Raw genomic sequence first — 13,978 nt, forward strand, 5'->3', positions numbered from 1 at the left:
AAAATTTAGTGGGAATGAGATTGTTTTTTTGAAATATATGGATAGAAGTATTATAATAGATTTGTAAACTTCACCAGGTTAAGTATATACATAGAGAGGGATGTTTAAAATGAAAGCATTACTTTGGCATAATCAACGTGATGTACGAGTAGAAGAAGTACCAGAACCAACTGTACGACCAGGAGCAGTGAAAATTAAAGTTAAATGGTGTGGTATCTGCGGGACAGACTTGCATGAATATTTAGCAGGACCAATTTTTATTCCAACAGAAGAGCATCCATTAACACATGTGAAAGCACCAGTTATTTTAGGTCATGAGTTTAGCGGTGAGGTAGTAGAAATCGGTGAAGGCGTTACATCTCATAAAGTGGGAGACCGCGTTGTTGTAGAACCAATTTATTCTTGTGGTAAATGTGAGGCTTGTAAACATGGACATTACAATGTTTGTGAACAACTTGTTTTCCACGGTCTTGGTGGAGATGGCGGTGGTTTCTCTGAATATACAGTAGTACCAGAAGGTATGGTTCATCATATTCCGGATGAAATGACGTATGAACAAGGTGCACTTGTAGAACCAGCAGCAGTAGCAGTTCATGCAGTACGTCAAAGTAAATTAAAAGAGGGTGAAGCTGTAGCAGTATTTGGTTGTGGTCCAATTGGCCTTCTTGTCATCCAAGCAGCTAAAGCAGCAGGAGCAACTCCTGTTATCGCAGTGGAACTTTCTAAAGAACGTCAAGAGCTAGCTAAATTAGCAGGTGCGGATTACGTATTAAATCCAGCAACTCAAGATGTACTAGCAGAAATTCGTAACTTAACAAATGGTTTAGGTGTAAATGTTAGCTTTGAAGTAACAGGTGTTGAAGTTGTACTTCGTCAAGCAATTGAAAGTACAAGCTTTGAAGGCCAAACTGTAATTGTTAGTGTGTGGGAAAAAGATGCGACAATTACTCCGAACAACCTTGTATTAAAAGAAAAAGAGGTTATCGGTATTCTTGGATACCGTCACATCTTCCCAGCTGTTATTAAATTAATTAGCTCTGGTCAAATTCAAGCAGAGAAATTAATTACGAAAAAAATCACAGTGGACCAAGTTGTTGAAGAAGGATTTGAAGCACTTGTAAAAGATAAAACACAAGTGAAAATTCTTGTTTCACCTAAATAATATATAATAGAAGAAAGTAGCCCTTTTCTAGAAATAGAAAAGGGCTACTTTTTTATCTGTTGAAAAATGTTAACTTTTCCTGTGACGCAGTTTTTTAATTAGGAAAAAAGAAGGTAAGTATTGCTTTATTTTTATCATAGATATAAATAATTTTAGAAAAATATATTAAAATATTGATATAAATCTATTTGTATTTTAATATTAATATAAAAGGTTTTAATATTAGAATGGTTTTTTTATTGTTAGAGATGGAAGTATTATTTTAGGAGTGAGTGAATTAATATGGAGAAAAGTTTTTCAACTTTAATAGCTTCAGATGATAAAGAAATTGTTACTGAGGCAATTATAATTAAGAATAATATTTTGAAGTTTAATGATATTACTTTACATTTAAGTAATATAGCAGTTGTATACGCAGGTAAAAAGAAATTAAAAATCCCCTATGTTGCGATAGTTGTTTTTTTAATATCTTGTTTTTTTATGTTTCAAACTCCAGTGGTTGGATTCATTGGAGGAATCGGATCGGGGATATATATTTGGTCGGTTTATAAATCATATTTAAGTAATAATTTGTATTTGAATTTTCAAATGAATTCAGGTCAGTACTATCGAATTTACTTTTCAGATAAATCTTTTCTAGAAAAGGCTAAGTTTATTGTAGAAAACTCTTTTAATAATAAAAACGTGGAATATATAGTAAATATAGAAGAGCAGAAAATAGTTTATGGAAATGATTACAAGGTGAATGGGGACAATAATGTTATTGATACTACCATTCAAGAGGGAGTTAATGTGAACTCGTATAATGAAGATAGCTTTAATAAGGGAAATGAAGATAATTCTGTGAAAATTCGAGATATTAAAGATTCTTCAATAAATGGAGCAATTTTTGGTAATAATAATAACCTTAAAACTAATAAAGTAGATAATTATAACTGGAAAGAACTTGGTTCAGAGTTTGAAAAAGTAATAGAAGCTATTAAAATTGATTCTGATGTAAAAGAAGCCAGTATTGAAGCTCTTCATGCTAGTAAGGCGGAAGATAGAGAGCTTTTTGAATCAACTATTAGAAAAAAATGTAAAGAATTTTCAACAGAGCTTTTTCGAAATACAGCAAATGAAGTACTTCTTCAGGTGGTAAGTAAAATATTGGGGATATGATAACAATTTATAGAGGAGAATTTTTAACAAAGAGCTTTCGAATGGTATCGAGAGCTTTTTTGTTTACATTAGTGGTGGATATAAAGTGAATTTATATATCTTAATGAATATAGGTTTTTATGAATGGGGTAACCTTTTTATACTTTTAAAAGAGTAAAGTATGTAATCGCTTTACTCTTTTTTTACATTAATTTAGACAAGTATTTGTAGTAGCTTAACAATACTTTATTAAAATGTAAGTGTATTCATTCATTACGTTCACTATGTATAAAGTTATAGTAATATGAACATTTGCATATTTTAATTTATTGATAGAAATTTTGTGAAAGGTGGGATATTCTAGTCATAGGTTAACCGGAAGACATCATAGGATCCTAACAAAATATGAACAATAATTCAATTATAAAATGGAGGATTTTATATGAAAAAGAAAGTTCTTGCTTTAGCAGCAGCTATTACGTTAGTAGCGCCATTACAAAGCGTTGCGTTTGCTCATGAAAACGATGGAGGACAGAGAGTTGGAGTTATTCCACGCTGGTCTGCTGAAGATAAACATAAAGAAGGTGTAAACTCTCATTTATGGATTGTAAACCGTGCAATGGATATTATGTCTCGTAATACGACACTTGTAAAACAAGATCAAGTTGCACTATTAAATGAATGGCGTACGGAGTTAGAGAACGGTATTTATGCTGCTGACTATGAAAATCCTTATTATGATAATAGCACATTTGCTTCACACTTCTATGACCCAGACAATGGGAAGACTTATATTCCATTTGCAAAGCAGGCAAAGGAAACAGGTGCTAAATATTTCAAACTAGCTGGTGAGTCATACAAAAATAAAGATATGAAACAAGCATTCTTCTATTTAGGATTATCTCTTCATTATTTAGGAGATGTAAATCAACCGATGCATGCGGCAAACTTTACAAATCTTTCGTATCCACAAGGATTCCATTCTAAATATGAAAACTTTGTAGATACGATAAAAGATAATTATAAAGTAACGGATGGAGATGGATATTGGAACTGGAAAGGTACAAATCCAGAAGATTGGATTCACGGAGCGGCAGTAGCTGCGAAACAAGATTACTCTGGTATTGTAAATGATAATACGACAGATTGGTTCGTAAAAGCAGCTGTATCACAAGACTACGCAGATAAATGGCGCGCTGAAGTTACACCAATGACAGGTAAGCGTTTAATGGATGCACAACGTGTTACTGCTGGATACATCCAGCTTTGGTTTGATACGTACGGAAATCGTTAAGTATTTGAAAAAGGTCAAATCTCAGAATAGAGTATTTGGCCTTTTTATCACTATACAGTACATGGAGGTATGAAACGTGAAAGGTAAATTGCTAAAAGGCGCACTCAGTTTTGGGATTGGTTTAGGAGCTTTATATAGCGGATCTTCGGCTCAAGCAGAAACGTCTGTAAATCAAAATAATACATTAAAAGTGATGACGCATAATGTGTACATGCTATCAACAAACTTATATCCGAACTGGGGACAAAATGAGCGTGCTGATTTAATTGGAGCGGCAGATTATATAAAGAATCAGGACGTTGTTATATTAAATGAAGTGTTTGATAATAGTGCCTCAGATCGTTTGTTAGGAAATTTGAAGAGAGAATATCCAAATCAAACGGCGGTATTAGGTCGTAGTAGTGGAAATGAATGGGATAAAACATTAGGGAACTATTCATCTTCGACTCCTGAAGATGGGGGTGTTGCGATCGTGAGTAAATGGCCAATCGTTGAAAAGATTCAATATGTATTTGAAAAAGGATGCGGACCAGATAACTTATCAAATAAAGGATTTGTATACACAAAAATTAAGAAAAATGATAGTTTCGTTCATGTAATTGGGACGCATTTACAGGCTGAAGATAGTATGTGCGGAAAAACTTCACCTGCATCTGTACGTACGAAACAGCTACAAGAAATGCAAGAGTTTATTCAAAATAAAAATATACCAAATAACGAGTATGTGTTAATTGGTGGGGATATGAACGTGAATAAAATAAATGCTGAGAACAATAGTGATTCAGAGTATGCATCCATGTTTAAAACATTACATGCTTCTATTCCATCTTATACTGGACATACAGCGACTTGGGATGCGACGACAAACAGTATTGCAAAATACAATTTCCCCGATAGCCCGGCTGAGTATTTAGATTATATTATTGCAAGTAAGGATCATGCGAATCCATCGTATATAGAAAATAAAGTGTTACAGCCGAAATCTCCACAATGGACTGTTACATCATGGCTCAAAAAATATACGTATAATGATTACTCTGATCATTATCCAGTAGAGGCAACTATTTCTATGAAGTAGGCCTAAAAAAGTTTCTTCTTAATATGAAGAAACTTTTTTATTTTATAAGAGGAAATTTAAACTTTCTTTCCAATATGTATAAGACATATAGAGAAGAGGAGCGAAAAATGTGGATCGAGGAATTTTTAAAGAAGTTCCATTACCGTGTGCATTTTTGGATGAAGTGGCTTTAGATAGAAATATTCAATCGATTATAGAGTTAAGTGGAAATAAGAAGATTCGTATAGCAAGTAAATCGTTACGTTCTGTTCCGATTATGCAAAAGATTTTAGCTGCAAGTGATCGATTTCAAGGGATTATGTGTTTTTCACCTAGAGAGGTTTTGTTTTTAATTGAACAAGGGTTTAATGATTTATTGCTCGGATATCCTGCTTATGATGAAAGAGCTTTATATGAAATTAGTTTGCTAACAAAGCAAGGACACATCATAACTTGTATGGTGGATTGTGAAGACCATATTGTTTATTTAGAAAAAATTGCTGAGAAGTCTAAAGGCTGTTTTCGTGTTTGTTTAGATATCGATATGAGTAGTCGTTTTTTTCAATTTCATTTTGGTGTAAAAAGATCTCCGGTAAAAGATGTACAGGGCGCTTTGAAAATAGTAGAAAAGGTGAAGGGTTCATCATATTTAATACTAGATGGTGTAATGGGATATGAAGCTCAAATTGCCGGGGTGGGGGATCATATACCGAATCAATGGATGAAAAGTAAAGTGATTTCGTATTTAAAAAAGAAATCAGTGTTAGAAGTTAAAGAAAGGAGAGGACGTATCGTAAAAGAAATACAAAACCTTGGTATTGAACTAAGGTTTGTAAATGGAGGAGGAACAGGAAGTATAAAAACAACCGAGAAAGATAATTCAGTTTCAGAGATTACAATAGGCTCTGCTTTTTATTCTCCGAAGCTGTTTGATTATTATAAAGAGGTACAATTTCATCCAGCTGTCGGATTTGCTTTACCAGTTGTGCGTAAACCAGCCCCGTTTATTTATACTTGCCTAGGTGGTGGATATATTGCTTCAGGAGCAGTTGGAAAAGATAAAGAGCCTGAGGTTTGGAGACCGAATGGTGCAAAATTATTAGCTTTAGAAGGTGCTGGTGAAGTACAAACGCCAATTTTTTATAACGGTGAAGAACGAGTGAATATAGGAGATTCTATCTTGTTTCGCCATAGTAAAGCTGGAGAGTTATGTGAGCGCTTTCCTTTTTTATATCGTGTTAAAAAAGGAGAAATCGTTGGAGAGTATTCAACATATCGGGGGGATGGCCAATGCTTTCTATAAAGGGACAAAAATGGAGGAATTGGACAGGGAATGTAGAAGGAACGCCGCATTATACGATGTATCCAGAAAGTATACAAGATGTAGTAAAAGTTGTCGGGCTTGCACGAAAAAGAGGGAAGAAAATTCGTGTTGTTGGTTCAGGGCATTCTTTTACACCTCTTGTGCAAACGGAGGGAATTTTAGTTTCTTTAGATGAATTGAAGGGCATTGCGAATATTGATGCAGAGAAGATGACTGTTGAAGTGTGGGCAGGAACAAAGTTACATGACTTAGGGAAGTTACTTGAGGAAAAAGGTTATGCGCAAGAAAATTTAGGGGATATTGATTCGCAATCTATTGCAGGAGCGATTAGTACTGGGACTCATGGGACGGGTGTTACCTTTGGGAGTTTATCAACACAAGTTATAGAGATTACGGCAGTTTTATCTACAGGAGAGAGTATAGTTTGTTCAGAAACCAAGAACGTCGAATATTGGAGAGCATTTCAGTTATCGCTTGGAATGCTAGGTATCATTGTAAAGATAAAATTGAAGGTTATCTCAGCGTATTCGCTTGTTTATGAAAGTGAAAAACAATCATTATCTACTGTAATGAACAAACTAGAAGAATATAAGAAGAATCGTCATTTTGAATTTTTCGTTTTTCCTTATTCAGATGAAGTGCAAGTGAAATTTACAAACGAAACAACGAGTAAAGAAAGTGATTTGAAATGGCATAAACTAAAGGTGGAGTTACTGGAAAATAGGATGTTCTCTTTATTATCTACAGGGTGTAAATGGTTTCCTTCTATAAGTAAAGGAGTAAGTCGATTATCAGCTAAGGCTGTACCGAACACGAAAATAATTGGTGCAAGCTATGAAGTGTTCGCTACATCACGTACAGTTCCATTTTATGAAATGGAGTATAGTGTTCCTTCAAAGTATATGAGGACTGTTGTAGAAGAGATTTCAAATCTTATAGAAAAGAAAAAGTATAAGGTACACTTCCCGATTGAATGCCGTTATGTGAAAGGTGATGATATATGGCTCAGCCCAGCGTATGGAAGAGATTCAGCGTATATTGCTGTTCATATGTATAAAGGTATGACGTATGCTGCTTATTTTGGTGAAGTGGAGAAGATTTTTCTAAAGTATGAAGGTCGCCCACATTGGGGGAAAATGCATACGTTAACGTACGAGAAATTACAAAATATATATCCAGAATTACATTCGTTTCTAGAGGTGAGGAAGTCATTAGATGAAGCAGGAATGTTTTTAAACCCTTACACTGAAAAATTATTTACGATTATGAAAAAAAGCTGACAAAATATTATTTGTCAGCTTTTTTTAGTATAATCGCATTTCTTGTTTGACTAATGCGCTCGTAAAATAGTAACTTATCACGGCTGAATACGTGTAATAAAACATGAATAATAAATAGACCGTTAATTCCAAATTGGAATAACAGTATAACTAGTAATACTAAAGGCTCTGTATGATTTAAGATAGAGCTACTAGAAAGAATATAATTGATTCCACCTAAAATGAAATAGAATATACCGTAACGAATGAATAATTCTTTTAGTGTAATACGCTCTGCTTGTCCTTTAATGTAAATACGAAGCAACGCTTTCCCTATTGTTCTTCCATTTGTAAAGTATGGGATGATAATAAAGTAAATTAAGATTGAACATGCAATGAAAAGGAGTTCGTATACATTTGTATAAGATTGGATGTTAGAAATAAATAGTGAGTTTCCTTTGTTTTTAATAAAAGGTACAACGATAGATAAGAAAATCCAATCAATTTGCATAGCGATGAGACGACGAACGAATCCGACTGGTTTCGTTTCTAAATCAATATGACTATCTAATTCGCTTGTTTTTGGCAGGAAGTACGTAAATATTGGTGCAATGATAAAACCGATTACGCCGCCTAGTGTGTTTAAAAACAGATCGTCGATATCGAATAAGCGATATGCACAATTATAAATACCATATAATCCAGTTACTTGTGTTAATTCAAAGAACAGTGAAAGGCAAAAAGAAATGCACACTGTTTGGAAGAAACTACGTCGGAAATAATAACGTAAGTAAATACCGAATGGAACGGTTAGTAGAACGTTAAAAGCGACTTGTAAAAACGCAGATTCCTTTAATAAATAGAAATAGGTAGCTGGCTTCGTCAAAATTGCTGATGTATGATTACTAATCTCTTGTACGAAATAAAATGGCGAGAGTTGCATATGCTGTGTATTAGCCGGTTGTAGGCTACATGTGTCATATGTTTGTGGCAAAGGTAAAATAACAAGAAAATAGGCATTTAATAAATAGAGTAATAATGAATATAAAATAAATGAACGCCATTTATTTAAATAACCGTATTTTCGATAATTAAATATTAAAAAAGGGATTAAGAGAAACATTGCTAAAATAGGAAATAAAATAAATGCTGTTTTTACTGGAAATAAATATGCAGTCAAAATGAAGCTCCTTTCAATAAAAATTCGTTTATCATTATAGCGCTAAAAAGAGTATAGAACAAAATTAAAATATTTCGAAATAGAAAGAATTACAAATTTTATCGAAATTAAGTTATACTAAATTTAATATAAGGATATTGTGATTATATAAGTTGAGAGAGGGTACTATATATGCGATATGAGCTTTTTTCGGTAAGCGGGGATCATATTACAACTTTTGAAAGTGCATGGCGTTTTCAGGAGGGGGAACAGATTTTTGTTCATGATGATAATACAAAACGAAATTTTATTATTATTCGCTTAACACATGATTTATTTCAAAAAAATATACATGTTATTCGCTTGTATTGTCAGGAAAAGAAAGTTTATGCATAAGGAAAAACCTCTTACTGTATGGGGGCAGTAAGAGGTTTTTTATCCCGCTATTTGTGGGCAGTAAAACTCCCACCTCAAAATTCGGCCGGAGTAAAGAAGTTAGGTGGGAGCCCTGCTGCCCGTAAAAGCCCGATGGGTGAGGGCTAATTAAAGTTTCACTTTATAAGAAAATGATAGTTAGCACACCTACGATAATACAGTAGAAAGAGAAATATTTTAAATTTCCTTTTGCCATAATGTTCATAAACCATTTTAATGAAATATATGTCATGACAAATGTTGCGATGAAAGCAACAATATAAGGTACAAGTAATGTATCTAAATTGGGATCGTTTGCAATGTCTGTAATACTTAACAATAAACCACCTAAGCTAACAGGAATGTATAGTAAGAATGAGAAGCGAAGAGCTGTTTCTTGCTTCATACCAAGTAACATTGCTGCTACGATTGTAGCACCTGATCTGCTTATACCAGGAATTAGTGCGCAAGCTTGTGCTAGACCAATAATGATTGCATCTTTCATAGAAAGGTCGCCATCATTTTTACGTCCACGCAAGTTTCGAATAATCCAAAGACCGATAGCAGTAATTAGAAGGGAAATCCCAACCATTTTAACACCTTTTAAATAGTGGTCGATATAATCTTTAAATAAAACTCCAATTACACCTGCTGGAATAGTTGCAATAACAAGGTAAATAATGAAGAAGAAATCTGATTTTGCGTCTTCTGCTCTTGTGAATATATAAGATAGACCATTCTTTGTTAGACGAATTAAGTCATTTCTATAAATAAGTAATACAGCTAATAATGAAGCTGAATTAACAAGTAGCTCAAAGCTAAACCCTTCTATTTTTAGTCCTAGCAAATGCTGTGCTAAAACGAGGTGACCGCTTGAAGAAATCGGAATTGGTTCTGTTAGTCCTTGGAATAGACCCAGAATTAAATATTTCAAAATGTAATAAAATTGTTCCATAACATCCTCCTTGTGTATTAGTCGAAAGAAACAACTTTTTTATTATAACAAAAGAGAGAGCGAATATTGAGAAGAAAATAATATTCGAAATATAATAAAAATCCCCTATTACGTCATAGGGGATTTTTTACATTACTGAGAAACAACTATTTCTTGAATGTTTTTTGATAATTGGACATCGACTTTTTCAGCATCATTAATGTGATTCATAATAGTAGTATTTAACTTTTGGAACATTTGTTGTGTGTTTGTAAATTCTCTTAATATATCCTCATTACAAGATTTTTGGTTTTCGATAGCTTTAATAACATTTGTAGCGCCACTTTGTAATGTTTGAATCATCATTAAAATATTTTCAATTCTAGCGTTAGTATCAGCGCTCATTTCTACACCTTCATCAACTAAATGTAAATTATCTTTTGTATTTTCATATGCTTTTTCAATTTCTTCTTGAATTTTTTTCGTTAAGTTACCGATATTTTTTGTACTTTCAGCTGTGCTTTCTGCTAGTTTTCTTACTTCATTAGCAACAACAGCGAATCCTTTACCATGTTCTCCAGCACGTGCAGCTTCAATACTTGCATTCAACGCTAGTAAATTTGTTTGTGCTGCAATGTTTTGAATCACTTCTACAATTTGTTCAATTTCTTTAGAGCGTTCGCTCAAATGATTCATACTATTAGAAGTACGTTGAGATTGTTCACCTAATTTATTAATTACAATGAGTAAGCGATGAACGGATTCTTTTCCTTCATTAGAGCAATCGATAATTTCTTCAATAGATTGAATTAAGTTTTGCTCTTTTTGTAGCATTTCGTTATTTAATTCATTGGAATGTGTAGTACGCATAGAAACATTTTCAAAGCATGCGTTCAATTGTTGAATTAAGTTTTGGAGTGTATGATGTTGGTTATTTACAAGTTCGTGCTCTTGCATAACGCTTTTTACACGATTATGGATAGAAGATATAATTTCTTGTTTTTCCACATCTTTTTGTTTTAATTCTATTTCTAGTTCATGTATATGAGTTTCTAGTTGATCAATTTTATGCTGGAGTGATTTCTTTTGAGTAAACATTTTATTTAATTCAACCGCCTTTAGGATTTTTAATTTCTCTATATTTGGATTTTAGCATTTTTTATAATTTTTAAATATAGGAATTGTTAAATATTTAAGAATCTATTACATTTTATTCACAATTCCCTTTTTTTTGTCATGAAAAATAAACTGTATTTAATGGTTTTGTAAACAAACTGTAAAATAAATCATGTATAACTGTATAAGAAGGGAGTCGGATTATGAACTATTTTAAGCGAATCAGTAGTCTATTATTAGCAGGAATTATTGTTCTTTCTAGTACAGTCGCTGTAAAAGCAGAGTCAAACGACGAAAAACTTAACAACATGCAACAGCAATTGCAGCAAAACGATGCAGATATGCAGAAGAAAGAGCAAGAGAAGCAAGCTGTTACTAAAGAAATTCAAGGTATCGAAAACGAACTACATAATTTAAATAATACAATTGCAAAAAATAAAGAGGATCAAGCTGCTATTCAACGTAAAATCGATGAAACACATAAGCAGATTGAACAAAAAAAGAATGAAATTGTCGTTTTAGAGGATAAAGTCCTTGCTCGTAAGGATATTATGAGAAAACGTATGGTTTCTGTTCAAAACAGTTCAAATACAAGTTTAGTAGTAGAAGTTGTTGTAGAATCAAAAAACTTTGCAGATTTCATACAACGTATGAACGCAGTTACTACTATTCTAGAAGCAGATAAAGAAATTTTACGTCTACAAGAACAAGATCTTCGTCAAATTGAAGAAGATAAGAAAACAATTGATGAAAAAGAAGCATCTTTAGTAGTAGACAAACAAAAATTAGCAAAAGCGCAAGCTGAACTGCAAGATAACTTGAAAAAACGTCAAGATAACTTACAAGCAGTTCAAGCTAAATATAATCAGGTTGCAAGCCAACTTAATTTAGCAGCGGAAGAGAAAGCTAAAATTGAGTCAAATATGAAGGCGGTACAAGAAACAATTGCTCGTGAGCAAGAAGCAGCAAGAATTGCAGCGGAAGAGCGTGCGAAAGCAGAAGCAGCTGCAAAGGCTGAGCAAGAAGCTTTAGCGAAAGCACAAGTAGAAATTGCTGAAAAACAAAAGCAAGAAAAAGCTAATAAACCAGCTGAACCTGTTGCTAATAATAATTCGAAGGTAGAACCTGCGCAACCTTCTAAACCGACTGCTGGTGGAAAAGAACTTTATGTACATGCAACAGCTTATACAGCAGATCCATCTGAAAATGGTTATGCATCAGGTCAACAAGTATATTCTGCATGGGGAGGCTATAATCTAACGGCAAACCCAGGAATGAAATTAATTGCAGTAGATCCAAGTGTTATTCCATTAGGATCTACTGTATATGTTGAAGGATACGGGCAAGCAATTGCAGCAGATACTGGTGGCGCGATTAAAGGTCACAAAATCGACGTTTTAATGCCAGATAAAGCTTCATCTAGTAATTGGGGCAGAAAAAATGTTAAAGTTACAATTTTAAACTAAAACGAAATCCAACTTTACAATGCGTAAGGTTGGATTTTTTTGTAAAAATAATGTTAAGTCGGGTTTACATTTTGTTAAGTGTAGCATACAATAAAGGTGAGAGGTGGTAAATTTGACCATTTTAAACAGAGTGAAGGAATTAAGAGCTCGCTTTAATTTTACGCAAAGTGTATTAGCAGAAAAGGTTGGGGTGACGAGACAAACAATCGCTGCAATTGAAAAAGGGGATTATGTTCCTTCATTGTTACTAGCGTTAACGATTTGTGATGTGTTTGAGTTAAAGATGGAAGATGTGTTTCTTTTAAATAAGGAGGGGGAAGAGGATGAATAGAATTGGTTTTTCTTATATCGTAAACGTGCTTTATACTGCGTTAGCATGCTGGACATTTGTTGAATTTTATAGTGTTACTACAGAGCTAACAGATATAATTAAAAATGAGAAGTTCCCATTTGAAGTGTGGTTTAATGGAGTGCCATTCATTTTATTATTTATTGGAGCTATCATAGTTACAATTTTTTATAGAATTCAAAAGAAAAAATATAAAAATTTATCTTTTTGGATGTATCCATTATTATTTCCACTAGAAGATGAACGTGAAAAAGCGATTACGGAGAAAGCTTGTCGAACAACTTTTGTTTCGTTATGGTATGTGTTACCTTGTGCAGTTGGATTTTTAACTTTTTCGCCTATTATTAATGAATATCTTCCTGGATACCCACTGTATATTATATTTTCTATTTTCTTTATTCAAATGACAGTCTTCCACGTATCATTATACAGAAATAAATTAGCTTAAAAAGAAACCTTCTTGCACCAGCAAGAAGGTTTCTTTCAGCTTATACTTGTACATATAGCAATATTATTTTATCATTTTATATAGAGTAAGATTTTGTAAGGGAAAGGAATTGTATATGAATAAGCAAAGAATTTATAGTATAGTAGCAATCCTTCTATTTGTTGTAGGTGGTGTATTAATCGGAAAGCCATTTTATGATGGATATCAGGCTGAAAAGAAACAGACTGAAAATGTACAGACTGTTCAAAAGATGGATTATGAAAAGCATGAGACGGAATTTGTAGATGCTTCCAAAATTAATCAACCAGACTTGGCAGAGGTAGCGGATGCATCATTAGATAAAAAGCAAGTAATCGGTCGTATTTCGATTCCAAGTGTGTCAGTAGAACTTCCTGTTTTAAAAGCTTCTACTGAAAAAAATCTATTATCAGGTGCAGCGACAGTAAAGGAAAACCAAGTTATGGGAAAAGGGAATTACGCACTAGCAGGACATAACATGTCTAAAAAAGGTGTTTTATTTAGTGATATATCCTCTTTGAAAAAAGGCGATAAAATTTATTTGTATGACAATGAAAATGAATATGAGTATGCGGTTACTGGTGTATCTGAAGTAACTCCTGATAAATGGGAAGTTGTAGAGGATCATGGGAAGGATGAAATAACGCTTATTACATGTGTATCTGTGAAGGATAATTCTAAGCGTTATGTTGTTGCTGGTGATTTAGTAGGAACGAAGGCGAAGAAGTAAAAAAAGAAGGTCAACTCTTTAAAGAGTTGACCTTCTTTTTTACTAATGTTGAGAAATAATAGAATATTTTAGTTTGTATTTAAGTATTTTTGTATTTCTGTATAATGA

Annotated in this window: 13 protein-coding genes and 1 pseudogene; 11 read left to right on the forward strand and 3 right to left on the reverse strand. The window is 33.2% G+C overall.

Annotated elements, in window-relative coordinates; genetic code table 11:
• Positions 1 to 109: 109 nt before the first annotated feature.
• The 6 genes from bdhA (at position 110) to KPL75_RS17530 (ending at position 7,257) form a co-directional block, all read left to right on the forward strand.
• Complete coding sequence (gene bdhA / locus KPL75_RS17505; RefSeq protein WP_061689177.1) at positions 110 to 1,162, forward strand: (R,R)-butanediol dehydrogenase; 1,053 nt, start codon at positions 110 to 112, stop codon at positions 1,160 to 1,162.
• Between the two features lie 282 nt (positions 1,163 to 1,444).
• The gene (locus KPL75_RS17510) at positions 1,445 to 2,323 is read left to right on the forward strand and encodes a hypothetical protein (protein ID WP_219917149.1); all 879 of its coding nucleotides are present in this window, start codon (positions 1,445 to 1,447) and stop codon (positions 2,321 to 2,323) included.
• 421 nt (positions 2,324 to 2,744) lie between these two features.
• Positions 2,745 to 3,596 (forward strand): phospholipase C, encoded by an 852-nt coding sequence (gene cerA / locus KPL75_RS17515; RefSeq protein ID WP_215574408.1) that lies wholly within the window; start codon positions 2,745 to 2,747, stop codon positions 3,594 to 3,596.
• Positions 3,597 to 3,672: 76 nt separating this feature from the next.
• On the forward strand, positions 3,673 to 4,674 hold the full coding sequence (sph, locus tag KPL75_RS17520) for a sphingomyelinase C (RefSeq protein ID WP_219917150.1): 1,002 nt from the start codon (positions 3,673 to 3,675) through the stop codon (positions 4,672 to 4,674).
• Positions 4,675 to 4,783: 109 nt separating this feature from the next.
• The gene (locus KPL75_RS17525; RefSeq protein ID WP_219917151.1) at positions 4,784 to 5,956 is read left to right on the forward strand and encodes an amino acid deaminase/aldolase; all 1,173 of its coding nucleotides are present in this window, start codon (positions 4,784 to 4,786) and stop codon (positions 5,954 to 5,956) included.
• Positions 5,944 to 7,257, forward strand: a complete 1,314-nt coding sequence (locus KPL75_RS17530) for a D-arabinono-1,4-lactone oxidase (RefSeq protein ID WP_219917152.1) — start codon at positions 5,944 to 5,946, stop codon at positions 7,255 to 7,257. Before KPL75_RS17525 ends, KPL75_RS17530 begins: the two co-directional genes overlap by 13 nt.
• A gap of 7 nt (positions 7,258 to 7,264) precedes the next feature.
• On the opposite strand, the gene KPL75_RS17535 is transcribed toward KPL75_RS17530, so the two are convergent.
• Positions 7,265 to 8,416, reverse strand: a complete 1,152-nt coding sequence (locus KPL75_RS17535; RefSeq protein WP_219917153.1) for a VanZ family protein — start codon at positions 8,414 to 8,416, stop codon at positions 7,265 to 7,267.
• Positions 8,417 to 8,587: 171 nt separating this feature from the next.
• Here KPL75_RS17535 and KPL75_RS17540 point away from each other — a divergent pair, with 171 nt between their 5' ends.
• Positions 8,588 to 8,791 carry a hypothetical protein gene (locus KPL75_RS17540; RefSeq protein WP_219917154.1) on the forward strand — a complete coding sequence of 68 codons (204 nt, stop codon included), beginning with the start codon at positions 8,588 to 8,590 and terminating at the stop codon, positions 8,789 to 8,791.
• Between the two features lie 160 nt (positions 8,792 to 8,951).
• Here KPL75_RS17540 and KPL75_RS17545 read toward each other — a convergent pair whose 3' ends face one another.
• Together KPL75_RS17545 and KPL75_RS27850 are read right to left on the reverse strand one after the other, a co-directional pair.
• Positions 8,952 to 9,764, reverse strand: coding sequence for an undecaprenyl-diphosphate phosphatase (locus tag KPL75_RS17545; protein WP_002114163.1), 813 nt, complete (start codon positions 9,762 to 9,764; stop codon positions 8,952 to 8,954).
• A 132-nt stretch (positions 9,765 to 9,896) separates the two neighbouring features.
• Positions 9,897 to 10,415, reverse strand: a pseudogene (locus KPL75_RS27850) (methyl-accepting chemotaxis protein); the annotation flags it as partial.
• A gap of 647 nt (positions 10,416 to 11,062) precedes the next feature.
• Here KPL75_RS27850 and KPL75_RS17555 point away from each other — a divergent pair.
• The 4 genes from KPL75_RS17555 to KPL75_RS17570 all read left to right on the forward strand — a co-directional run bounded on the left by KPL75_RS17555 (position 11,063) and on the right by KPL75_RS17570 (position 13,870).
• Positions 11,063 to 12,325, forward strand: coding sequence for a 3D domain-containing protein (locus tag KPL75_RS17555; RefSeq protein WP_219917156.1), 1,263 nt, complete (start codon positions 11,063 to 11,065; stop codon positions 12,323 to 12,325).
• Between the two features lie 112 nt (positions 12,326 to 12,437).
• Positions 12,438 to 12,656: a helix-turn-helix transcriptional regulator gene (locus tag KPL75_RS17560; RefSeq protein ID WP_219917157.1), complete on the forward strand. Its 219-nt coding sequence runs from the start codon at positions 12,438 to 12,440 to the stop codon at positions 12,654 to 12,656.
• A complete protein-coding gene (locus KPL75_RS17565; RefSeq protein WP_219917158.1) occupies positions 12,649 to 13,122 on the forward strand; it encodes a DUF2178 domain-containing protein in 474 nt (157 codons plus the stop codon). Before KPL75_RS17560 ends, KPL75_RS17565 begins: the two co-directional genes overlap by 8 nt.
• A 115-nt stretch (positions 13,123 to 13,237) precedes the next feature.
• Entirely contained in the window at positions 13,238 to 13,870 is a 633-nt protein-coding gene (locus tag KPL75_RS17570) for a class A sortase (RefSeq protein WP_219917159.1), read from the forward strand.
• Positions 13,871 to 13,978 lie beyond the last annotated feature (108 nt).

This window comes from Bacillus sp. NP247 (genome assembly GCF_018966865.1).
In the GTDB taxonomy this organism is placed as follows: domain Bacteria; phylum Bacillota; class Bacilli; order Bacillales; family Bacillaceae_G; genus Bacillus_A.